This window comes from Scytonema hankhaensis NUACC26 (assembly GCF_045865695.1).
In the GTDB taxonomy this organism is placed as follows: Bacteria; Cyanobacteriota; Cyanobacteriia; order Cyanobacteriales; family Nostocaceae; genus Scytonema.
On sequence record NZ_BAACAP010000241.1, the window covers coordinates 80,144 to 102,356 of the forward strand.

Here is a 22,213-nt window from a genome sequence, read left to right on the forward strand (position 1 = left end):
TTCACCGATCTCAGAAAATTTTTTTCTCAGTATAACAGAGGTAGTTTACCATTTTTCAAAAAGACTTACTGTATTTATAGAGGAAAATATGCCAGAGACGTTTTTATCAACTGGCTGCGATTTTAGTTTATTACAAGAAATGAGCGCTTGTCTTTGCCAAACAATTATTACTATTCAAGAACGACAGCCAGAGTTACTAGCCCAGAAGTATAGAAACGTTGCTTGGCATAGCGATCGCAATCAATCTAGGTTAACAGCAAAAATCACAGAAGTTCTGACTAAAACTCAAGATAGAGATGCTCAATTTGAGCATTTACAGAAGTTATTAAAAGCTCTATTCGTTCCTCAAGCTTTTTATTCAAGCCTATTAATTACTTTATTAGAAAAACTTTGCCAATTTCAGTTTGTAAATCTAGAAATCAATCATTTAGAATCAAAACAAAATTTAGACCTTTTGTCGTCATCTATATCTGTAGTATCTTCTTATCAAGAGAAACCCATAGCTGTTTTACTGCTAGATGCAGAAAATTTACAAATCACTACGGAAACGGAAAAATTTTTAACAACAGTGTGTGCTTATCCCATTCAAATCAAAATAGCTTTTGCTAACTGGTGCAATAAGGGTAAGTTAGATCTCGAACTTCACGAGCGCAATTATGATTTGATCCACGTTCCTGTGGGTAAAGACAACGCTGATGGGAAAATGATAACCTTTGGTTCAGCAATTCACGAGCGTTTTCCAAACACTAAAGAAGTGTTCGTTTGTTCGTCAGATAAAGTGATGACTAACTTGTGTAATCTCCTAGAGCAAAAAGGGTTAACCGTTTATCAAGTTAGCAAGCATGGTAACAATATAACAATTTTGAATAGAAACAATGGGACGAATTTAGTTTACTCTCCTCAATTTCATACCAAAATTTCTTCTATTGACAAATTTATTAATACCCTTAAAGAGTTAATCAAAGAAGAACAAAAGCATAATAGTAGTTATTGGGTTAATTATAATATAATTTACCAAAAATTTCAAGAAAAATATAAAATATCTATCAATCAAGTTGTATCTACTTATTTTTCAGACAAAACAGCTAAGGATATTTTTATAAATTATCCACAAATTTTTAGTTTACACCAAATATCTAATGAAAATAACTTTTATATAAGTTTATTTGAATTTCCACAGGAGCCAAAACAAGCTTGTGAAAAGTCAAGCGATACAAATCTTATTAACAATCCATCTTCATCTAGCATTAATTCTATTGCTGAATTAGAACAAACTTTGATAAATCTGATAAAACATTTAACAAGTCAATCAAATAAAAGTTACGTTTCTCAAGGAGCTTTAGCAAGTGAATTTTATAAGCATTGCAATGAAGGAATTACAAAGGCACTTAAACGCTTGCAAGCTGGTAGCTTTAAAAAATTTATACAGTCATCTAGCTCTTTTAAACTAGATAGTAGAGGAAATGTTTGCCACATAGCCTTCTAGCAGTTTCGATCCCCCCACTACCCCCCTTAAAAAGGCTACGGTGTACACACAAGTTGAACTTACGCCCCTTAATCCCCCCTTATAAAGGGGGGAAACTGGATTTCCATTTCCCGGACCAATCCATCGGTCCGGGTTAGGGTGGGGTAAAACTGACGCTAAAACTTCAGTCTATTAATTATTTCAGACTTGTGTATACACCGTAGCCTTAAAAAGGGGGGGAAATTCTTAAAGTCCCCCTTAAAAAGGGGGGAAATTCTTAAAGTCCCCCTTTTTAAGGGGGATTTAGGGGGATCTCTAAAGATGTGTATACACCGTAGCTTATAAAGGGGGGCTAAGGGGGTCTTTATGCAAGAGTAGACTTTCCAAACATCCTCTTAAAAGATGACTTTTCAACTGGAGCGATAAGTAATTCAAAATATATTCATCAAATATTTAAAACCACAATACAGCATCAATTGAGATAGTCTGTAAGTAAATATTCTATTTTAAAAAGAAATGTTAAGACTTATCACTGATTTTGACGGCCCCATTATTGATGTTTCCGAACGTTACTACAAGGTTTACCAATACTGTTTGCAGAAAATTCGAGGTTCTGGACAAGAGGTACGAGAACTGTCTAAAGCAGAGTTTTGGCAAATGAAGCGATCGCGCGTTCCGGAAAAGCAGATTGGTGTTATATCTGGTCTTGATGAAGCGCAAGCACAGGAATTTTCTCAACTGCGAAAGAAAACCGTCCATACCCAACCTTATTTCGAGTACGATACCTTAGCCCCTGGTGCTGTTGAGGCTCTCTCGAAAGTTCAAAGGGCTGGTATTGACTTGGTTGTGATGACAATGCGTCGTCAACGGGAATTAAACTATGCTTTTAAGAAATACGATTTAGGGAGATTTTTCCCAGAAAACCGTTGTTACTGTCTGAGCAACGACTACATCAAAACTCGGGACACTGATGATAAACCTTTGTTAATGGCAAGAGCTGTGAGAGAACTTCCCTCTGCATTTGATACATGGATGGTGGGAGACACAGAAGCCGATATCATTTCTGCCAAAAAGCAAGGTATTAAGGCGATTGCAGTGGAATGTGGTATTCGCGATCGCTCTCAGCAAAAACTTTACCACCCAGATCTCATCGTAAAAGATTTCAGTTCTGCCGTAAATTTAGTCCTAGAGCAGGTGCTCCAACCAGCATAGTTTGAGAAATTGGAAATTGGGCAATGGGTATAATAAGAAACCATTTATTGCCCGTTTTCCACTTTTAGCTACTTTAAAAAACTACTAATAAGCCATAGCAACACGAACGCTACAACCGTAGAGAATTGATTTTGATTTAAATTAATAAATTGCTGTATTTGCGGTACTATCCAAGCAGCAAGAAATCCTCCTGCTATCAAACCCAGAATTAAACCGAGAAGAGTCAAGAGAACAGAACGACCAAACTTACCTTCCTTGCGACTGAGAAAGTAAATACAAACACCAATACCTACCAGCAGAGTCATTTGCAACACTGGATCGCCTCCAGCTTGATAGAACGCGCTAATAGTACTTAAACCGAGATACCAAACTCCAGGTAGAACGATCTCCTGAGCCGTTGGCTTATCTAACATCGCTTGCAGCCACAAAGGCGACTGCTCGCCTTGGCTTTGAATTTCTTTAGGAGGTGCTTGTACAAGCCTCTCTGGATATCGGATACGTTCTGGAACTTTGATTTTGCCTTCCTGACGCATTTTCAAGCGTTCCATTAAAATCGTATCATATGCTGCCTCTATAGCTTCTAGACGCTTTGCATCGCCACTGTGTTGTTCCAGCAAGCGACTGCGGACATCCTGAATTTCATCGAAGCTAGCTTCCTCAGATACCCCAAGTTTTTCGTAGGGATTTTGCTCGCTCATGCAGTTTGTGACTTTAGCCTCAATCGGCAGCAATCTTTTGTTAAAGAAAAACTACGGTTAGTTGAAGTTGGTTGAAACGAATGCTTTGATTAATTCGTATAACCTGCTTGGATATTAGCACGAGCAACTTCCATTGACCTAGTAGTTTTAACTATAGATACTTTAACACATGAAAAGAACTCCGTGTATCCCCTCATGCCGTTCCTTCACTGTGGCTTTACTCTAGAATTTGAGCAAAAAGTACATTCAAAGCATTTTTGATGAAAAACTACCTTTTCTTTTTTATATTTGGCAACTTAGCTGTACCATAATAGAGTTTCAAATAATTAGCCTCCTAATCCGCTGTGCCATAAAGCCACATATCGATTTAAAATTAAGAATGTTTTAAATTTTCCTGCATCAGGGTAGCAGAGTGTCCGGTGACTACCCACTTGCCATGGCTAAGGTTAAAAGCATCTGCTGACAGGACACAAGGTTAATCACGGAAACCTACATAGCAGTTCAAGGGTGGCATTGCCAAAGTCTTCGCGCTCTATTTTGTTGAAATTCCTGATTACTACACTAGTATTTGAATAATCAGGGCATAAGTGCCTTAGCCTTGTAAATTCATATGACTCTCAAAGTGGAAACCGTAGTATCTACGGAATCCGTCTGTTAATCCTATAAATTTTTTTTTGTGCAAAGTGATGGTCATGGCTCCTGCCAAGATTCTTGTTGTTGACGACGATCCTGCGGTTCGGAATTTAATCCAACGCTTCCTGATCAAACAAAGCTATCAGGTAGAAGCTGCCGAAGATGGTAAAACCGCCCTAGCGCTCTTTGAGCAATTTAACCCAGATTTGGTGATATTGGATGTCAATTTACCAGACGTAATCGGGTTTAACCTCTGCCAAGAGATGCAAAGCCGAAATGGTGTTTTTGTGCTAATGCTGACTAGTCGTGCTGATGAGGCTGACAAAATTCGTGGTTTCTCAAAAGGGGCTGACGACTACCTCACCAAACCATTTGGGTTGGGAGAACTAGAAGTCAGGGTTGCAGCCATTCTGAGGCGGCAGCGTGTCGTAACTACGGCAGAACAAAAACGCCTGGTATTTGAAAAGCTAATGATAGACCCCGTGCGACGAGAAGTTACACTTAACAGTATGCACGTACCTCTAACTGCTCTTGAGTTTGATTTGTTACATTTCCTAGCCAGCCATCCAGGTCGAGTGTGGCGGCGGGCTGAACTTATTCAGGAGGTTTGGGATTACGAATATGTCGGCGACCAACGGGTTGTAGACGTACACATAGGTCAAATTCGCAAAAAAATTGAGGCTGATGCTAGTCAACCCGCTTTAATTCAAACAGTGCGAGGTGTTGGATATAAGTTTGAATGCCCCACTCAACCCCAACAAGGAGAAAAAGTTTAACAGCATTCATTCATGCCCATTGTTAGCTGCAGCAAAACAAAGTGAATGAAAACTACTTTCTTGGGAAACATAGTAAAGCCTGATGTGCTAACCTCTCCTAGCTGTAATTATCGCTCTCTTAAAAAACTCGGGACTGGCGAGTGGGGAAGTTTCCCAATCCCCACTCGCCAATCTTTTTCTCCAAAATATATAGCTTGAAAAAACTTCGAGTGGCGCGTCATACCGCTCGAAGTTTTTATAAATATACTGTAAAAGGCTAATAACTGTTCTTTTTCGGAATAGTTTCATAGCATTTGTAGGGGCGCAAGGCTTTGCGCCCCTACGATTGTTGACAATCAAGTAAGGTGTTTTATTTAACAATGATGAAATAAGGTTTCTAAGTAAACACGGGCTGCACGGCGATCGCTTTCTCCATTTTGAAGTAAAAACAAAGACAGAGCTGCTGTCAGAACGCGGTTTTGGTCCCAATCAGGATGTGTTTCTAGATAAATTTTAAGGGATTCGTGAAGTGCTTCAGGAATTTCGCTAAAGATTCCAACTGTTGTATTCATAAAACTTTCTCCTTTTCTGTATAGGTTTTTCGGAGCGGTAAATTTACATAGCAACTCAAAGGACTAAAAGAGCAAGCCGAACCATTTTGCTCTAAAAGGGGGTAGGGTTGTCAATGCTGCAAAATGTTAAGAAGTCATTTATAAAAAATCAATGATTACCTAATTATAAGGGTTCGCAGCTAGTTTTTGTAACGTTTCTTAATATTAACTCAGTCTTCACCGCCTGATAACAGAGGACATAAAAAATCCCCAATAGAACAGCAAAAGCTCGTAACATCATCGAGCCTCTGTGGAAAACAACACAATACCTGTGGAAACCTTGTGGAATGAGTGAGGAAAATTTGGATGAATGATAAGAATTACAAACATTTATCAGTGACCAGTGACCAGTAACCAGTGAGCAGTGACCACCTGACCAGTGACCACCTGACCAGTGACCACCTGACCAGTGAGCAGTGACCACCTGACCAGTGACCACCTGACCAGTGACCACCTGACCAGTAACCAGTGAGCAGTGACCAGTAGCATTTTATAAGTTGGTCATAAAGTCATCACTTTAACCGTAAGGTAGAAGTTCCTACACCACTAAAGGCGGTATAACACTGGTATTTCCAATCCCCAATCCCCAATCCCTTGAAGAAACACAAATTGCGGCTTCTACCAAAGTTAAATCATCAAATCTGGATTTTAGCTGTTGGAAGATTTCTCTTAGAATTTGGTACTGGCTTCACTTTGTTTTATGCCCCAATCTTCTTTGTTAACAAAGTTGGTTTGTCGGCTACCTCTGTTGGTATCGCTATAGGTAGCGCTTCATTATCTGGCATTGTTGGACGAATCTTAAGCGGTTCTTTTTCCGACTCTCCCTATATGGGACGACGGCGCACTTTGTTGCTGGCTGCAGCTGTTTCAGCAATTGGCTCTGTGGTGTTGGCTACAACTTATGATTTTGTTACCCTGTTAATTGGTAATGCGATCGCGGGGATGGGTTTAGGTTTATACTGGCCTGCTAACGAAGCTGTTGTTGCGGATATTACACTCCCGGAAACTCGTCATGAAGCTTATGCTCTAACTCGACTTTCAGACAATCTTGGTTTGGGTATGGGAATTGTGTTGGGAGGAGTTATTGTGGCGACAACAGGAAACTACCGCCTGCTTTTCGTCATTGATGCTATCTCGTTTATCGTCTTTTTTGTAGTCATTTATTTTGCCATTCAAGAGACAAATCAAGCACCCAAGGCAATTTCTCAAGGAAATTCGCACCTAGCATCTTGGTTAACCGCATTACAAGATAGTCGCTTCCGTGTTTTTCTAGCTGTCAACATAATTTTTACAACGTACTTTTCACAATTACAGAGCACCCTTCCCATTTACTTTAAAAATTTTGTACCTACTGGAGCATTGGAAAAAGGATTTTCTGAAACAACTATCAGTTCTCTGTTCGCTTGGCACTTGAGCGTTGTTATTCTGGGACAGTTACCCGTCGCCCATGTCTTAAAAAGATTGAGCGATCCTCTAGCACTCGTTGTTTCTACAGTATTGTGGGCTAGCGGTTTTCTTCTCATTTGGGCAACGCCTATCTTTACGTCGCATCATTCAGTTTGGGCAGCGTTGGCATTGGGAGTCTTTGCTCTTGCTATTGTTTCTTATACCCCTTCGTCTTCCTCTTTAATCACGGAATTAGCCCCTGAATCACAACGCGGAGTTTATTTTGCTATTGGTGCTCTTTGTTGGGCAATTGGATATGCTATCGGTCCTTCTTTAGGTGGTTGGGCGTTAGACCAAGATGAAATAGTGGTGAATTATTACTGGTTGGGATTAGCGTTAACTGCGGGCGTTGCGATCGCTATTTTGCTGTACCTCGAGCGAATGGGGATTGGAGAATAGGGACTGGGGACTGGGGACAAGGGGAAGGAACTCCAACCAAAATCTAAAATATAAAATTAGTTAATCCAAAATCCAAAATTTCTTATTTCCGCCGTTCTTGTAACTTGCGATAAACTTCTTTTATATCAACGTTATGATGAGCTAATGCTACAAGAGTATGGTAGAACAGATCGGCAACCTCAGATGCGATCGCATCTGATTCGTCGTCCTTAAAAGCCATCACGACCTCAGCACTTTCTTCGCCTATTTTTTTCAAAATCTTGTTATCACCGCCTGCTAATAACTTACAGGTATAGGAATCCTCTTTTGGATTGTCTCGGCGATCGCAAATGACAGAAAAAATTTCTGACAGCGTACTCCCTGGAGGTGGGACGATTTCCTCACGAACTTGATGAAAGCAACTACGTTCTCCAGTGTGACAGGCAATATCCCCTATTTGCTCCACACCGACTAATAATGCATCGCTATCACAATCGTAACGAATGCTTTTTACTTTCTGTATATTCCCAGAAGTTTCTCCCTTATGCCAAAATTCTTGTCGAGAACGACTCCAAAACCAAGTTTCTCCACTTTCTAGAGTCTTCTGTAACGACTGCTGATTCATCCAAGCCATCATGAGAACAGTGCCGTCCAAATAGTCCTGAACAATGGCGGGTACTAACCCTCTTTCGTCATAGCGTATATTTTCTAAAGGAATGGCATTGTGTAATGACTTGACATCAGAAGACAACATACCAACTGCTTTTCTCTTCGGTAAATATATTTCCTGGCTTCACCATACCATTCAACAGCGCAGTTGGTATGTTTTTTCTCAACGACTTTTTTCCCTAGGTTTATAACGATGCTCCTGTGAATTGAGGATTGCATTTTCACGAATCCCTAATCACTGGTCACTAGGCACTGGTCACTGGTCACTGTTCAAACGATGCTCCTGTGCATTGCCGATTGTATTTTCACTGCACTCAACGCGACCTGGTGAGCTTTTGGTGCTTCACCATACCAATGGATCGCCGAGTTAAAAGCAGCTCGGTACAGATCCTGGTACGCCTCAGAAAAACGAGTGCGAATTTCCAAAGGTAAGTCTTGATTGGACTTATATAACATATTGTTATTTTCCTGGTTCTGTTATTTTACTACAATAGTAGTCCTAGACAGTGTTTACCCCTATCCTAGGATAGAGCGTTGTTTCCTAATGTTAGGTGAGAACCTTGGTAAATACAACAATTAAAACTACAAAATCACAAGAAATCTTTGCATCTGCCCAAAATTTAATGCCGGGAGGGGTCAATTCGCCCGTTCGAGCTTTTAAATCCGTGGGTGGACAGCCAATTGTTTTCGATCGCGTCAAAGGTGCGTATATTTGGGATGTGGATGGTAACCAGTACATTGACTACGTAGGAACATGGGGACCTGCCATTTGCGGACATGCTCACCCTGAAGTCATTGCAGCACTGCATGAAGCATTAGATAAGGGTACAAGCTTTGGTGCGCCTAGCGTTTTAGAAAACGTATTGGCAGAAATGGTAATCGATGCTGTTCCTAGCATTGAAATGGTAAGATTTGTTAACTCCGGTACAGAAGCTTGTATGGCCGTTTTGCGGCTGATGCGAGCTTTTACCAAACGTGACAAAATTATCAAGTTTGAGGGTTGTTACCACGGTCATGCCGATATGTTTTTAGTAAAAGCTGGCTCTGGTGTAGCAACATTGGGTTTACCCGACTCTCCTGGAGTTCCCAAATCAGTTACCAGTAACACCCTCACAGCGCCTTTTAACGATTTAGAAGCAGTCAAAGCCCTCTTGGAGGAAAACCGCGACGAAATTGCTGGCGTGATATTAGAGCCAGTTGTTGGAAATGCTGGTTTCATCACCCCTGATGCTGGCTTTCTAGAAGGATTGCGGGAACTGACCAACGAGCACGGGGCATTGTTGGTATTTGACGAAGTGATGACAGGCTTCCGTATTGCTTACGGCGGTGCTCAAGAGAAATTCGGCATTACCCCCGATTTGACAACACTCGGTAAAATTATCGGTGGTGGATTGCCTGTAGGAGCTTATGGCGGTCGCCGAGATATCATGTCAATGGTTGCTCCAGCAGGTCCAATGTACCAAGCAGGAACTCTCTCTGGTAATCCTCTAGCAATGACAGCTGGAATTAAAACGCTGGAGTTGTTACAAAAACCAGGAACTTACGAGTATCTCGATCGAATTACCCAGAAATTAGCAAACGGCTTGTTACAAGTTGCCCAAGAAACAGGTCATGCAGCTTGTGGCGGTCAAATCAGTGGTATGTTTGGTTTGTTCTTTACCGCAGGTCCAGTTCACAGCTACGAGGACGCGAAAAAGTCTGACACAGCCAAGTTTGGACGTTTCCATCGCGGTATGTTAGAGCACGGTGTTTATTTAGCCCCATCTCAGTTTGAGGCTGGGTTTACCTCCATCGCTCACACAGAAGAAGATATCGAGCAGACACTGCAAGCAGCCCGTGAGGTCATGTCTAATCTGTAAATTACGAATTATGAATTTTTTTATCGTTCATAATTCATAATTTTCCTCGTTCCCAGGCTCCGCCCTCCCTCGTTCCCAGGCTCAGCCTGGGAACGAGAGGGGGGTAAATTCGCCCAGATGTATCGTTTATACCAAAAACGGTTTAGAAACTGACTTTCCAACAATTGTAGGGGGGCGGCAGTCGTATATTACGAGTGCCTTGCCAAAACTAAAGTAAAAGATTATACTAATTTATACGGAGTAGAAGGTAGCGCCTTCCTCTTGCCTCAGAGTCCTCTGTAGTTCCAAAGAACAAGTTCGCAAGCAGGACTACCATAAGTATTTAAATCATTAGAAAAATATTCATTTTAAGGAAATAGCCAGTCTTTTTTAAAGATAGCAAAAAGGGATTTTGCAATTCAAATAAAAACTTTCCTTTAAAAGGAATAATTGAGGTTTCAAAATCTTGAATTTTGACATTGCGATTGTGAATAAATCTACTTTAACAACAGATAGTGTATAGCTTCTTAAGTTAGAACTAGTAGATATTCGGGGGTTTACGATTGCTTCACGCAATACGAGGTGAACTTTAGCAACTCTTCAATAGAAATCTAGAGAAAATGACCTGGCAAAAAAGCATTTTCAACCTAATAATGGGATAAGAGTTCAACACTCATCATCATTCGTGTAGCGAGTTGACTGTACATGAGCTACTGCATAAATCCCACGTGTTCCAATTCCGAAAATTTAGCAAATAGCGACAGGTGTCAGTCTTGTGGCTCGCGACTGCTAATGCGCGATCGCTATCGCATCATGAAAGCATTAGGTCAGGGTGGTTTCGGTGCAACCTTTTTAGCTGAAGATCGAGCCTTACCAGGAGAACCAAGTTGCGTCATCAAGCAACTACGTCCTTCAGGGACAGCACCCCATATCTTGCAAATGGCACGGGAACTTTTCGAGCGAGAAGCTGTTACTTTGGGTAGGATTGGTAACCATCCCCACGTACCCCGTTTGCTGGACTATTTTGAAGACCGCGAACAATTTTACCTAGTCCAGGAATATATTAACGGTCCAACTTTACAGCAAGAGATCAAACGCAATGGAGTTTATAGCGAAGCAGGAGTTAAGCAGTTTTTAAGCGAGCTTTTGCCGTTACTGCAATATATCCACGAACGAAAAGTGATTCACCGCGATATTAAACCGGCAAATATCATTCGTCGTTCTCAAGATTGTAGATTAGTGCTGATCGACTTTGGTGCAGTTAAAAATCAAGTACAAACATTAACAAACCAAACCGAACAAACCGCATTAACGGCATATGCAATTGGCACCCCTGGTTTCGCACCTCCAGAACAAATGGCAATGCGTCCCGTCTTTGCCAGCGATATTTACGCCCTTGGCGTGACCTGTATTTACTTATTAACAGGCAAATCTCCCAAAGATATAGATTACAATCCCACAACTGGCGAAATGCAGTGGGAAAAACTTGTCTATATTAGCGACCACTTAACCGAAGTTCTACGGAAGATGCTGGAAGTATCAGTTCGCAATCGATACCAGACAGCAGAGGAAGTCCTGAGAGCATTGGCACTCGAACCTTACCTAGATAGTTTGGCACAAGGTCTGATGGTGCGGCAAACAGGTGGAAAAGAGCGCTCCCCTAACCATTTAGAAGAATCCAATGTTTTGTCTAACGTTCGTTCTGCTCATACTTCTGGAGGACAAGGAGTCGCACAAATGGCAGCAGCCATTCGAGCTAGAAGAGCCAAAATACCAGAAGGTACAGGTGTTAATGGAGTCGCAACACAAAGAGTAATGACAGTCAAGTCTAGCACTCTTGCTAGCAGTCATAGCGGATCTTCTGGAGACAATAAATCTCAAACACCCCGTAGATTGGATACTCAGGGTTTACTCACAGCTTATATGAAAGGAAGAAGAGATTTTGCCCTGTACAATTTAAATCTGCTGAATTTACAAGGTGCTGACTTATCAGGAACTAATTTCCATAGTTCTCAATTACAAAATGTGAATTTTCAAGGAGCTAATCTTAACAGTAGCGATTTTGGAAGAGCGAGCCTCAATCGAGCGAATCTTAAAGATTCCAATTTAACAAAGGCATATCTTAATAATGCCGATTTAGAAGGAGCCGATCTTCGAGGAGCCGATCTTAGCTTCGCATACCTCAACGGAGCAAATCTTCGAGGAGCAAATCTGTGTGGAGCTAATTTAACTGGGGCTAAAATTGCTGACGAGCAATTGGCATTAGCAAAAACAAACTGGATGACCGTGCGTCCTAATGGTCGGAGAGGCTTGTTATGAATCTAATCCCATGCGTGGATTTTAGATGCGTGGATTTTGGATTGAGAAAGTCTCGCTTTGACATAATTTTACTCAACTATCTGTCGCCAATATTTTTTAGAACAGTAACTAGATATAGAAAAGAATTACCATAATTCGGTCAAATTAATACATACTAAGGCTTACAAGATGTTTGTCGCCCTTTCAATATTCTTTGTTCAGATACCAAACTTTTTTGAGAAGTCTGGTATAGCAATCCTAAATCATTGATAAACAATTTTCTATCATGTAGGGTAGGGCTAAAGCCCACCAAAAGACTTGGTGGTGGGCTTTAGCCCTACCCACTACGTATATAGCGGTTTTCAATTGAGTACAATACATAAAAAAGTTATGGAACCGCAACCTGTAGCGGACGAACGCGGATGTATCTGTACTTCATTCAAGTGAAAATTGCTATATTTTTCAAATCAAATAGGATTGCTATATCTGGTATCTCAAATAGCAATTTAGTGAGAGAAAGACGGCAAAGAAGTCCTAATTACGTAAAGCATGATTGTGATTTTATAGGTAAGAAAACCCAAAAATATGGGCAAGATTTCCAATTGTTCTAACCGACTTGCTATTACACTTAACGCTATCAGTAACCCGAAGCGAGCTTTGCTAAGTTGCTTTTTTTCTGAACCTAATCGCTCTACATCTTTAACCAACATCCTCAAGTAAAGTAGTCCCGCACAAGCCCCAATCAAATAGTTTAGAGCAATGTTAGCAGAATAAAAAAACCACACACAGCCAAAAGAAATTCCTATAATTGCAAGGGTGATTAGCAGTAACTCTTGCACGAGTTTGTAAAACTCTACCATTGAGGAACCCGTGTCTGTTGTGTCGTTAGAAGCCGCTTGAGATTCTGCATCAATTTTTGGTGTTGGTTTAACTTCTTCACAGATGATGCGATCGCTTTTCTCAGCCCTATCTGTATGAATTCTATTGATATTAGAAAAGCCCTCTAAGTCTAGTTGCTCTAACTCGATCAATGAAGAGCGTTCTAGCATAGCGCTGTGAAGTCTTAACATAATTAAGTAGGGAGTAGGATAAAGGACTCACTTCTCCTTTCGAGAGAAGGAGAGTGTTCGGTAATTTAAAGTATAGCTTTTAGAGCGCGAGTCCACATCTCGGCAATAAACTTATTCCCCTCATCATTAAAGTGAAGCCCATCACCCTGAAAAATCTCGCCCTTCTCCATTCGAGCAATGATTGCAGTATGCATATCCAAAAAAGCAATTCGCTTGCCTTGTTTAGAAAGTACCGCGACACGACGTTTAAGAAATGCATTGGCTGCAGTTCTAGTTTTATTAGCATCAACGCCTTTTTGAATATCCCATTTAAAGGGGGGAATAGAGGCGACTACAATTCTAGTGTTGGGACGTATCGAGAAGATTTCGTCAATAATTCCTGGAAGTGATTTTGTAAGAACTTCAGAGGTGTTATCCCCTCTGACATCACTACCAAAGAAATCATTCGTGCCAAGCATCATCAGTACTACATCAGGCTTGGTTTCTTGAACCCAGTTCCGAATGCTTCCCGGCTTTCCCTCCCAGGATGGAAGCCTAACATTTGCGCCCAGTTGCTGCAAAACTTGCGCCGCCGACCAACCACCATGGCACTCATGATCTGGATCTTTATATGCACCGTCTTTTTTGGTTCCTACCCAATCTATGGTAGAGCCAAATTTAGTATTGGCTACCGTATTACGCAAAACAGCAATATTACCCGCACACAGAGAGTCCCCTAAGGACATGACTTTGGTAGCTGCAGTAGCAGTGCTAATCGGGAGAAAACAGAATATTGTGGCAGCTAGACTGAGATAACCCCACTGACTTCTAGATATTTTTTGACTGATGCACTTGCGACTAAAAAACTCTTCAACATCCATACTTAGTTTTCTTATTCGAGCTTACTTAGCTAGTTGGCTAAAACTGTATTTAGTCCGCGTAGGCGGACTTCGTTTGTATAGCCGCGAATTCTATTCGCCTGGTATTTTCAGATTTCATCTATATGCATATTCGCATCCTCGCCCGCCCTTCGATTCATGTACGGGCGGGGACGCCCGTACCACAAGATATTTAATCCACATCCTTCTCCTGCTTTCTTTTATCCACAACATCTTGAAGTACTTTTAAATACTGTGGGCTAATAAGACATTCTTCTTCTGAAGAAGACACCTGCTGGTTAGCCAAAATTCCCATTTCTGTCTCTATAATCGATAATGCTTTTCCTTGACTCATTGCAGTTTTCAACACATTGAACCGTTCGGGTTCATCAAGACGACATAATAACTGTGCGATGAGACGATGAATTATCGCTTCATTACTAAAATCAAACATACTGGCTGCTCGATCTTCTGGAGAGAGGAGTTCTTCACCCACATCAAATAAAGCTTCTATAACTATGGAAATGCAGTGAGTTGGAATGACTTTCTCAGCATAATCTTCAAGTTGTTCTAAAAAGGCTCTGACTTGGGTAGTCCCATCTTGACGTTTCTGTTGGGCAAGTTCTATCAATTTTTGACCAAAGGCTTTTGCATGACAAGCAGAAGAAAGAATAGCTTTTATTTGAGTGTTAGATAGATTGGATGTCGATAAATTTAAACGGAAGTAAATAGGGAAAAATTCTGGGCAGCAAATACGCCGTTTTTCCTGCCATTCTAACTTTTGTTGTTCGCTATAAAAGCTATTATGTCCCCAAATAATTTCTAATTTTGGGAAAAGGAGCATCAGTAACTTTTTAATTGGCTGCTTATCTTCTTCCGGTAATTCGGCAAGCCAAAAGTTATGGAAATTCGTTAATTCTTCTAAGGCAACATCACTTTCTACAAAAGCATTTCTGTTTTTTAAAATAACTTCATAGGCTATTGGACAAAAAACTCGTAGAGATTCTAAGGCTATAAAATCAACTGTATTAACTTCACAGTCTACTACAGGAAAAGTTACTGTTAAAGTATCGGTGAGACGCACAATATCGCGGATATTTGTAATAAATTCATCTATTCCTTGAAAATATATTTGACTCCATCGAGTTGGTTCAAACAAAGATTTTTCCGGCTCGCTAACAATACGAGCAAGTCTTTCAAAAAGTAACTTACGGAGTGAAGTTTTATCTGGAATCGGTAATTCAAAAGCCATTTGAATAATTCGACCGAGATCTTCTTCGCCTGACGTGTCTTCGTCTGCTAACGATTGGATAACACTCTTTTTATTACAAGATAGGAGATAGACAACATTGGTAAAATTTGGAATTGCTTTTAAAAGACGAAATAATTGTTGAATATCTTCCGTACAAAGGCGATCGATATCATCAATTGTAATGACGATTCGCCGATGCTGTTTTGTTAGCGTATCTTCAACATCTTCTTTTAACTCAGAAGCTTCCTTTTGTTTATCGTCAACTAAGGTTGCAACTGCTTTACCTGCTTGAGCATAAGGCATTGGAATTTCCGCAATTGCTTTGGCAACATCGGCTATTCTCTCTCTTAAACCTTTAGGCACAGCTGTAACTGTACTTAACACATTTTGTAATTGGTCAAAAAATCGTCGTGTAATATCTTGATAACCGGAAAATAACCAGGGATTAAAAGGAACAATAATCGGTTGCTCCTCTTCTGGCTTTTGTTTGAGATAATGAACGATAAAGTTCAACAGTGTTGACTTGCCCGAATTCCAAGAACCATAGACTGCGATCGCAAACCCTTCTGGAAAATCCATTTTGCAAATACTATCTGCCAAATGCTTTGCAAAACTTGCATATCCGAGCCGATCTTCCTCTGGCGTAATTAAAGGAGTATCTTGCGATAAGTCATTAACTTCAGTCTGTACCATACGAAATCACTTTTTATACAAATCGTTGCATAGAAAGTGAGGTGAGCAATGCCACCTGCGATAGAATTTCCACACCCTCAAAGTTGGACTTTACCTTATGACTGTAAATTGGCAAACAGCAAAAACCTACGAAGACGTTCTTTATCACAAAACTGAAGGTATTGCGAAAATAACTATCAACCGCCCTCACAAACGCAATGCTTTTCGTCCAAAAACTATATCTGAACTATACGACGCTTTCTGCGATGCACGAGAAGATACAACAATTGGTGTTGTACTACTGACTGGTGCAGGTCCCCACGCAGACGGTAAGTACGCTTTTTGCTCTGGAGGTGACCAAAGTGTCCGGGGACATGGAGGTTACTTAGATGATAGTGGTATCCCCCGTTTAAATGTGTTGGACTTGCAACGCCTGATTCGTTCCATGCCAAAAGTAGTCATTGCTCTTGTTGCTGGTTATGCAATTGGTGGCGGACACGTCCTGCACTTAATTTGCGATTTAACCATTGCGGCGGATAATGCTATTTTTGGACAAAGCGGTCCTAAAGTAGGTAGTTTTGACGGTGGTTTTGGTGCTAGCTATCTCGCTCGTATTGTAGGACAAAAAAAAGCTCGAGAAATTTGGTTTCTCTGCCGTCAATACAATGCCCAGCAAGCTTTAGATATGGGTTTAATTAATACTGTTGTTCCAATAGAACAATTGGAAGCTGAAGGTATTCAATGGGCGCAAGAAATTTTAGAAAAAAGTCCAACTGCAATTCGCTGTCTAAAAGCAGCATTTAACGCTGACTGTGACGGACAAGCAGGTTTGCAAGAACTAGCTGGCAATGCCACTTTACTTTATTACATGACTGAAGAAGGTAAAGAGGGTAAACAAGCTTTTCTAGAAAAACGCCCACCTAATTTTCGAGACTTCCCTTGGCTTCCCTGATATAAAGGAAAAGGATAAAGGATGAAAACTTTATCCTTTATCATTCATACTTTCAAAACTGTCCGTGTATGAGTTTTAACTGATTCCGGAGAGCTAGTTGTTGTTTCTTCCGTAGAAGCGATCGCGCTTTTACTGATACCTGAAGCTAATACTATTTTTGTATCTGGCAAACTCCACACATCTTCCAAACTTTCCCAAGAAGGTGCAAATGGTGGGAGTGCCAAAGAACAAGCTTTCCAATCCCCTCGAACTGGTGCGCCTAGCTGCTGGCACGTACCTCCGCGACGCCCCTCTGGTTGGTAATGACGACAATAGCGACACGCAGAAGTCAAGAATTTAATGTTTTTCATAAAACCTTGTGAGAAATATTGTATTGATAAGCTAGAGGAAATCAGATGCTCGTACTACTTTTAAGCTGTTCATCTCTCTATCTAAAGAAAGAATCTGGGAAACTAATTGCCCTTTCAGAGCTAATTTTTCATCTTTTTATTGTGGTCTATCTACAAATTAGGGGTAAAAGGTGAAACCAGTGAATGCATCTAGGTTTCAGCGATCCCAAGGAAAAAGTTAATTTTATGATCTTTTTATCTTTGTGTTATGTTTTTCAATTTTTGTGTAAACAAAATGATACATTGATTGCATTAAGTAAAGCATACCTAACTCAGGTAAAAAGTATTGGGGATCAAAGCTAATATTAAGCTTAACGATTTACTTAGCATTTTAACTTCAGCCCCAAGAAGCACTTGTTACGGACTCTAAAGCTTATCCCTTGGCATATTTAGTCTGTTTTAACGACTAAATATCTTAACTCAAGTTATACCTATTGCCCTATCTTTTGGAAGAGGAACTTTTTGAAAAAAAAGGTAATGAGAAAGCGATTAATGGATAATTTAACTGTAATTTTACGGTTGAAAAAAAGTCAAAAATGTTGTGTTCAAAAGCTATCTCAGTATTTTCCCAGAAGAAGGTGAAAATTGCTTAGCAGCACAAATAGAACAAACTTGCCAGCGTTGAAGTTCGCCAAGCGGTGTAGGACAGTGACATGCTGGACAAAGAGGTAAGTTTTGCGATCGCGCTTGTACCTTCTTAGCCCAGTGTTGGAAAGTGGCATTTGCATCGAAAGCAGGAGCAGTCAACTTACAAGAAGAATCTGTACCGCCCAAATAACTGGGGTGTTCCTGTGGTGAAATAATTTGCTCTTGAGATAGATTATCCTTATGACGCCGCCATCCGGCTGTAGAAAAATGAAGATCGACAAGAGAAACAGACAGGCGATCGTTCAACTTTAAAAGCAGGCGTTTGCGCTCAAAAGTTAAGTTTTGTGCCCAAGCCGCACTAGAAGTTGCCACTCGCAATACATCACGTTGAATGGACACTGGCTGAGTGTGAGCGGCTACGGTTGCTCCTACAATTTCAGACCAATACTTGAGCAATTGTTGAAATGGCTGTTCGTTCCACTTAGATTGTGTTTCCAGAACACTTAAAATATTATTAATTGGTTTTAATGACATCTTGCCAACCTTGGCAAAAATAGGATTCCTATATATAGGATAATTTTCGCGCTTGATTGGCACAATTGTATTTTTCAATTTGTCATCCATTAAACAGTGACCCGTAGCCACAATTTGGATAACAGGTCACTCAGTACTATTATTCTGGAAGTTTAGGTTTGAGGCAGACAGGCAATGAGTCAAAACACCTTAATGGATACGTCATCGGGTGCTCAATCTTCCAAACCCCATAGGTTAAAGCCAGCACTAGCAGCAGCTCTTGCTAGTTTAGAAGTGCAACTAGATCGAGAGTTAACCCGATACAGACGCACAAAGACAGGATATGGAACACTGAGCCAAGCTTATGTTGGTAAAGCGATGGCTACTCAAACTCAAGCATTGTCAGCCGTTGCTACGACAGAGGATAAATCTCAATTACCAGCAGAAGATAGTCTAAAAGACGAGTTAGAGAACTTTGGTTTGGTAGCGACTTCATCTGCACCTACAGAGATGGAGAAAGAGGACATGGCTGTTCCTGCTACGACAATTAACTCGCCACTATCATTTATGGAAGAACCTCTTCAGAGAGTATCTTCCTCAAATAAAGCCGAAGATATACTACAACGAGAAACACTACAAAGCTTGACCGCATCAGTTTCTTCAACAATAGAGGAACTTGAAAGTTCCCTCACTTCTGAGCGCGATAAAACAAAAAACACTCCCGTATCTAGTTCCTTAAGCATAATTTCTACAGGTGTAAAAGAACATGGGAATCATAAAAATCTAGTAGAAGTGGATAATAAAGACAGCCGCTCGCAGCCAAACGACTATTTAGAATCTTCTGAGGCACTTTTGCGAAGTTTAACAGAAGAACAATCAAAGGAGAAAAAGCAACCAAATCCTAGCAATGACAGTTTGCTATCCCCATTGGGTATAGGCTCAATGTTATTATTATTAGTAGCGAGTATGACTTTAGGATACATAGTTTTCAATCCTAAAAGTTTACCGCAATTTAGTTTAGATGGACTGTTTAAACAAAATCCACAATCAACCACAGCAACATCAGAAGAAAGTACAAAGCCCGGTGCAAACGTCCCAGAACCACCACTTACACCCCTACGTAAATATCCCAATCTTGCGACTCAAGAATTTCCAGAAGTGAGAGATCCCAACGATGTTGTTGGTTTAAAACCCAAACCCAAACCAGTACCAGTAGCTCCAGCACTTGCACCAAACTCAGTTCCTCCGCCATTTCCCGTCAATCCCCCCACACAAAGAGTACAACCCTTACCACCTCCTAGCGCGACTCTGCCATCTCCAGTAGTCACTGCTTCAACAAAACCAAAACCATCAAACGCCAAACCAAAGCCGAAAGCGGAAATAAAACCGTCAGCAGATGGGCTTTATCACGTCATTACGGATAATAAAGGTAGTAATGCTCTAGCGATCGCAAGAAAAGTTATTCCCGATGCTTACCTGTCAGATGATGGTGCATTTATTTATCTTGGAGCGCTCAAGAGCAAAGAAAAAGCCCAACTTTTGCTGCAACAACTTCAAAGCAAAGGTATTAATGCCAGAATTCAGTGACCAGTAAACAGTGACCAGTGACCAGTGACGAGTGACCAATCAGGAAGAGTGAGTTGATATGGAATTGATGAACCGGATATTACGGGTGATTCGTGCAAACCTCAACAGTCTGGTTGCAGATGCGGAAGATCCAGAAAAGATTCTGGAGCAAACTGTGATGGAAATGCAGGCGAATATAGTCCAGTTACGACAGGCGGTGGCGCAAGCAATTGCCGTTCAAAAACGTACTGAACGACAAATAGCAAGCGCTCAATCTACAGCAGAAGAATGGTATCGTCGCGCTCAACTGGCTTTGCAACAACAGAATGAATCTTTAGCAAGAGAAGCGCTGACAAAACGCCAATTCTATCAGGAAACTGCTACAGCCCTGTTAGCTCAGATGGAACAGCAAAATGCTGTTGTGGTTCAACTGAAAAAGGATATGCGGACGCTAGAGATGAAAATGACCGAAGCAAAGAATAAAAAAGATCTATATATTGCTCGCGCCCGTTCTGCAGAAGCTTCATATAAACTTCAAGAAATGTTAAGCCCTACTTCCCATGTCAAAAGTATGCAAGCTTTTGAGCGTATGGAAGAAAAAGTTTTACAGCTAGAAGCTCGAGCCGAAACTATTTCTGTTACTGCAGCAGATCCTCTCAATTCAGCGTTTATCGCCTTAGAACAAGGTAATAAGGTAGATGCGGAACTAGAAGCCATGAAAAAGCAACTTTCGCATGATTCCGAGAAATTACCCCAGCAATTGCCCGGAAATCTCGACAAGTAGAAGATTGGGCAAAGACCAAAGTTCAAGAATATCCTTATTATTAGGGGCTTGTTGAGCGGTACCAATTTAAACTGGAAAGATTACATTGAAATAGGTAGCTATAAATTAGTTAAAAAAGCATACCAGCCCAACTAAGCGCGTAAATCACTCATAGGAACAAGGAAGTTATGGGATTATTCGATCGCATTAAGCGAGTCGTCAGTGCCAACCTCAACGACATGGTGAGTAAAGCAGAAGACCCTGAAAAGATGCTGGAACAAGCCATCCTAGAAATGCAGGAGGACTTAGTACAGCTGCGCCAGGGCGTTGCTCAAGCTATTGCTGCCCAAAAACGTACTGAAAAGCAGTACAATGACGCTCAAAACGAAGTCAACAAGTGGCAGCGTAATGCCCAACTTGCTTTGCAAAAAGGTGATGAAAACCTTGCAAGACAAGCACTAGAGCGCAAAAAGACTTTTAACGAATCTTCAGGAGGACTCAAAGCCAGTTTAGAGCAACAAACTACTCAAGTAGACTCACTCAAGCGCAACCTAATCCAGCTAGAAAGCAAAATTTCTGAGGCAAAAACCAAGAAAGAAATGCTCAAAGCTAGGATTACTGCTGCCAAAGCTCAAGAACAACTCCAAGGCATGGTGCGCGGTATGAATACCAGCAGTGCAATGGCTGCTTTTGAGCGCATGGAAGAAAAAGTTTTGATGCAGGAAGCCCGCGCCCAGTCATCAGCTGAGCTAGCAGGTGCCGATTTAGAAACTCAGTTTGCAAAATTAGAAGCTAGCAGCGATGTTGATGATGAATTAGCCGCGTTGAAGGCGCAAATGACTCTTCCTGGTGCTTCACCAACTCAACAAGCACTCCCACAACAGTCAACAACTCCCAATACAAATACTGGGAATAATAATGAAGTTGTAGATGCGGAGTTGGATTCCCTACGCAAGCAGTTAGACAATTTGTAAAATTTTGTCAAATTTATTTAAGATAGTCCCACGCCTATTGGTTGTGGGATTTTGCATTCAAGGGATTAGGGGTTAGGGACTGGGGATTAGGGATGATTTCTCACTATGCCAATCACCAATCGCCAATCCCCAATCCCCAATTTTGGTAAAGTATTTTTTGAGCCAACGTTAAAAATGCCACAAGGTTTCCACACTCCCGGAGGTTTTTAGATGAATAAGGGTGTTATAACCATCACTGATGCTGAATTTGAAACGGAAGTGTTACAAGCCGAACAACCGGTATTACTTTACTTTTGGGCTTCTTGGTGCGGTCCTTGTCAATTGATGTCACCAGCGATAAATTCAGCAGCAGCTACCTATAGCGATCGCTTAAAAATTGTCAAAATAGAAGTCGATCCAAACCCAAAGGCTGTTAAGCAGTACCAAGTGGAAGGCGTCCCCGCACTCCGGCTAATTCAAGGAGACAAGTTGCTAACATCTGTTGAAGGAGTTATCGGTAAAGAAAAGCTTTTTCAAATCTTAGATGAGAAATTAGCTAGTTGTTAGTTGTTAGTTGTTAGTTGTTAGTGGTTAGTAGCTACTAATCACCACTAACCACTAACCACTAACCATTA

The 22,213-nt window shown here is 40.9% G+C and carries 20 protein-coding genes; 11 read left to right on the forward strand and 9 right to left on the reverse strand.

Features of this window, described 5'->3' with window-relative positions:
* Positions 1-88: 88 nt before the first annotated feature.
* Complete coding sequence (locus ACKTT2_RS40860) at positions 89-1,486, forward strand: NYN domain-containing protein (protein ID WP_407897283.1); 1,398 nt, start codon at positions 89-91, stop codon at positions 1,484-1,486.
* Positions 1,487-1,981: 495 nt separating this feature from the next.
* On the forward strand, positions 1,982-2,677 hold the full coding sequence (locus tag ACKTT2_RS40865; RefSeq protein WP_407897285.1) for an HAD family hydrolase: 696 nt from the start codon (positions 1,982-1,984) through the stop codon (positions 2,675-2,677).
* Between the two features lie 68 nt (positions 2,678-2,745).
* Here the strand turns inward: ACKTT2_RS40865 and ACKTT2_RS40870 are convergent, their stop codons facing one another.
* A complete protein-coding gene (locus tag ACKTT2_RS40870) occupies positions 2,746-3,375 on the reverse strand; it encodes a CPP1-like family protein (protein ID WP_407897287.1) in 630 nt (209 codons plus the stop codon).
* 692 nt (positions 3,376-4,067) lie between these two features.
* Between ACKTT2_RS40870 and ACKTT2_RS40875 the strand changes: the two genes are divergently transcribed.
* Positions 4,068-4,784 carry a response regulator transcription factor gene (locus tag ACKTT2_RS40875; protein WP_407897289.1) on the forward strand — a complete coding sequence of 239 codons (717 nt, stop codon included), beginning with the start codon at positions 4,068-4,070 and terminating at the stop codon, positions 4,782-4,784.
* A gap of 353 nt (positions 4,785-5,137) precedes the next feature.
* Here the strand turns inward: ACKTT2_RS40875 and ACKTT2_RS40880 are convergent, their stop codons facing one another.
* Positions 5,138-5,335 (reverse strand): DUF2811 domain-containing protein, encoded by a 198-nt coding sequence (locus ACKTT2_RS40880; RefSeq protein ID WP_407897291.1) that lies wholly within the window; start codon positions 5,333-5,335, stop codon positions 5,138-5,140.
* A 633-nt stretch (positions 5,336-5,968) separates the two neighbouring features.
* Between ACKTT2_RS40880 and ACKTT2_RS40885 the strand changes: the two genes are divergently transcribed.
* On the forward strand, positions 5,969-7,219 hold the full coding sequence (locus ACKTT2_RS40885) for an MDR family MFS transporter (protein ID WP_407897293.1): 1,251 nt from the start codon (positions 5,969-5,971) through the stop codon (positions 7,217-7,219).
* 82 nt (positions 7,220-7,301) lie between these two features.
* On the opposite strand, the gene hisIE is transcribed toward ACKTT2_RS40885, so the two are convergent.
* Together hisIE and ACKTT2_RS40895 are read right to left on the reverse strand one after the other, a co-directional pair.
* A complete protein-coding gene (gene hisIE / locus ACKTT2_RS40890) occupies positions 7,302-7,952 on the reverse strand; it encodes a bifunctional phosphoribosyl-AMP cyclohydrolase/phosphoribosyl-ATP diphosphatase HisIE (RefSeq protein ID WP_407897296.1) in 651 nt (216 codons plus the stop codon).
* Positions 7,953-8,137: 185 nt separating this feature from the next.
* Entirely contained in the window at positions 8,138-8,323 is a 186-nt protein-coding gene (locus tag ACKTT2_RS40895; RefSeq protein WP_407897298.1) for a ChaB family protein, read from the reverse strand.
* 104 nt (positions 8,324-8,427) lie between these two features.
* Here ACKTT2_RS40895 and hemL point away from each other — a divergent pair, with 104 nt between their 5' ends.
* Both hemL and ACKTT2_RS40905 read left to right on the forward strand, forming a co-directional pair.
* Positions 8,428-9,726 carry a glutamate-1-semialdehyde 2,1-aminomutase gene (gene hemL / locus ACKTT2_RS40900; protein WP_407897300.1) on the forward strand — a complete coding sequence of 433 codons (1,299 nt, stop codon included), beginning with the start codon at positions 8,428-8,430 and terminating at the stop codon, positions 9,724-9,726.
* Between the two features lie 684 nt (positions 9,727-10,410).
* Positions 10,411-12,024: a serine/threonine-protein kinase gene (locus ACKTT2_RS40905; protein ID WP_407897302.1), complete on the forward strand. Its 1,614-nt coding sequence runs from the start codon at positions 10,411-10,413 to the stop codon at positions 12,022-12,024.
* A 485-nt stretch (positions 12,025-12,509) separates the two neighbouring features.
* Here the strand turns inward: ACKTT2_RS40905 and ACKTT2_RS40910 are convergent, their stop codons facing one another.
* The 3 genes from ACKTT2_RS40910 to ACKTT2_RS40920 all read right to left on the reverse strand — a co-directional run bounded on the left by ACKTT2_RS40910 (position 12,510) and on the right by ACKTT2_RS40920 (position 15,875).
* Positions 12,510-13,073, reverse strand: a complete 564-nt coding sequence (locus ACKTT2_RS40910; protein WP_407897304.1) for an ATP synthase subunit I — start codon at positions 13,071-13,073, stop codon at positions 12,510-12,512.
* 65 nt (positions 13,074-13,138) lie between these two features.
* Entirely contained in the window at positions 13,139-13,933 is a 795-nt protein-coding gene (locus ACKTT2_RS40915; RefSeq protein WP_407897306.1) for a GDSL-type esterase/lipase family protein, read from the reverse strand.
* A 190-nt stretch (positions 13,934-14,123) separates the two neighbouring features.
* Positions 14,124-15,875, reverse strand: a complete 1,752-nt coding sequence (locus ACKTT2_RS40920; RefSeq protein WP_407897308.1) for a KAP family NTPase — start codon at positions 15,873-15,875, stop codon at positions 14,124-14,126.
* Between the two features lie 97 nt (positions 15,876-15,972).
* On the opposite strand from ACKTT2_RS40920, the gene menB reads away from it, so the two are divergent.
* A complete protein-coding gene (menB, locus tag ACKTT2_RS40925) occupies positions 15,973-16,806 on the forward strand; it encodes a 1,4-dihydroxy-2-naphthoyl-CoA synthase (protein WP_407897310.1) in 834 nt (277 codons plus the stop codon).
* A gap of 44 nt (positions 16,807-16,850) precedes the next feature.
* Here the strand turns inward: menB and ACKTT2_RS40930 are convergent, their stop codons facing one another.
* Both ACKTT2_RS40930 and ACKTT2_RS40935 read right to left on the reverse strand, forming a co-directional pair.
* Positions 16,851-17,156, reverse strand: coding sequence for a hypothetical protein (locus tag ACKTT2_RS40930; protein ID WP_407897312.1), 306 nt, complete (start codon positions 17,154-17,156; stop codon positions 16,851-16,853).
* 591 nt (positions 17,157-17,747) lie between these two features.
* Positions 17,748-18,317 carry a DciA family protein gene (locus ACKTT2_RS40935; protein WP_407897370.1) on the reverse strand — a complete coding sequence of 190 codons (570 nt, stop codon included), beginning with the start codon at positions 18,315-18,317 and terminating at the stop codon, positions 17,748-17,750.
* A 174-nt stretch (positions 18,318-18,491) separates the two neighbouring features.
* Here ACKTT2_RS40935 and ACKTT2_RS40940 point away from each other — a divergent pair, with 174 nt between their 5' ends.
* The 4 genes from ACKTT2_RS40940 to ACKTT2_RS40955 all read left to right on the forward strand — a co-directional run bounded on the left by ACKTT2_RS40940 (position 18,492) and on the right by ACKTT2_RS40955 (position 22,145).
* A complete protein-coding gene (locus ACKTT2_RS40940) occupies positions 18,492-19,883 on the forward strand; it encodes a hypothetical protein (protein ID WP_407897316.1) in 1,392 nt (463 codons plus the stop codon).
* A gap of 58 nt (positions 19,884-19,941) precedes the next feature.
* Positions 19,942-20,646: a PspA/IM30 family protein gene (locus ACKTT2_RS40945; RefSeq protein ID WP_407897318.1), complete on the forward strand. Its 705-nt coding sequence runs from the start codon at positions 19,942-19,944 to the stop codon at positions 20,644-20,646.
* 167 nt (positions 20,647-20,813) lie between these two features.
* Complete coding sequence (locus ACKTT2_RS40950; protein WP_407897320.1) at positions 20,814-21,599, forward strand: PspA/IM30 family protein; 786 nt, start codon at positions 20,814-20,816, stop codon at positions 21,597-21,599.
* 210 nt (positions 21,600-21,809) lie between these two features.
* Positions 21,810-22,145 (forward strand): thioredoxin family protein, encoded by a 336-nt coding sequence (locus tag ACKTT2_RS40955; protein WP_407897322.1) that lies wholly within the window; start codon positions 21,810-21,812, stop codon positions 22,143-22,145.
* Positions 22,146-22,213 lie beyond the last annotated feature (68 nt).

Coding starts and splice junctions, on each gene's coding strand:
- ACKTT2_RS40860 (WP_407897283.1), top strand. CDS start 89: ATGCCAGAGACGTTTTTATCAACTGGCTGCGATTTTAGTTTATTACAA.
- ACKTT2_RS40865 (WP_407897285.1), top strand. CDS start 1,982: ATGTTAAGACTTATCACTGATTTTGACGGCCCCATTATTGATGTTTCC.
- ACKTT2_RS40870 (WP_407897287.1), bottom strand. CDS start 3,375: ATGAGCGAGCAAAATCCCTACGAAAAACTTGGGGTATCTGAGGAAGCT.
- ACKTT2_RS40875 (WP_407897289.1), top strand. CDS start 4,068: ATGGCTCCTGCCAAGATTCTTGTTGTTGACGACGATCCTGCGGTTCGG.
- ACKTT2_RS40880 (WP_407897291.1), bottom strand. CDS start 5,335: ATGAATACAACAGTTGGAATCTTTAGCGAAATTCCTGAAGCACTTCAC.
- hisIE (WP_407897296.1), bottom strand. CDS start 7,952: ATGTTGTCTTCTGATGTCAAGTCATTACACAATGCCATTCCTTTAGAA.
- ACKTT2_RS40895 (WP_407897298.1), bottom strand. CDS start 8,323: ATGTTATATAAGTCCAATCAAGACTTACCTTTGGAAATTCGCACTCGT.
- ACKTT2_RS40905 (WP_407897302.1), top strand. CDS start 10,411: ATGAGCTACTGCATAAATCCCACGTGTTCCAATTCCGAAAATTTAGCA.
- ACKTT2_RS40910 (WP_407897304.1), bottom strand. CDS start 13,073: ATGTTAAGACTTCACAGCGCTATGCTAGAACGCTCTTCATTGATCGAG.
- ACKTT2_RS40915 (WP_407897306.1), bottom strand. CDS start 13,933: ATGGATGTTGAAGAGTTTTTTAGTCGCAAGTGCATCAGTCAAAAAATA.
- ACKTT2_RS40920 (WP_407897308.1), bottom strand. CDS start 15,875: ATGGTACAGACTGAAGTTAATGACTTATCGCAAGATACTCCTTTAATT.
- menB (WP_407897310.1), top strand. CDS start 15,973: ATGACTGTAAATTGGCAAACAGCAAAAACCTACGAAGACGTTCTTTAT.
- ACKTT2_RS40930 (WP_407897312.1), bottom strand. CDS start 17,156: ATGAAAAACATTAAATTCTTGACTTCTGCGTGTCGCTATTGTCGTCAT.
- ACKTT2_RS40935 (WP_407897370.1), bottom strand. CDS start 18,317: ATGTCATTAAAACCAATTAATAATATTTTAAGTGTTCTGGAAACACAA.
- ACKTT2_RS40940 (WP_407897316.1), top strand. CDS start 18,492: ATGAGTCAAAACACCTTAATGGATACGTCATCGGGTGCTCAATCTTCC.
- ACKTT2_RS40945 (WP_407897318.1), top strand. CDS start 19,942: ATGGAATTGATGAACCGGATATTACGGGTGATTCGTGCAAACCTCAAC.
- ACKTT2_RS40950 (WP_407897320.1), top strand. CDS start 20,814: ATGGGATTATTCGATCGCATTAAGCGAGTCGTCAGTGCCAACCTCAAC.
- ACKTT2_RS40955 (WP_407897322.1), top strand. CDS start 21,810: ATGAATAAGGGTGTTATAACCATCACTGATGCTGAATTTGAAACGGAA.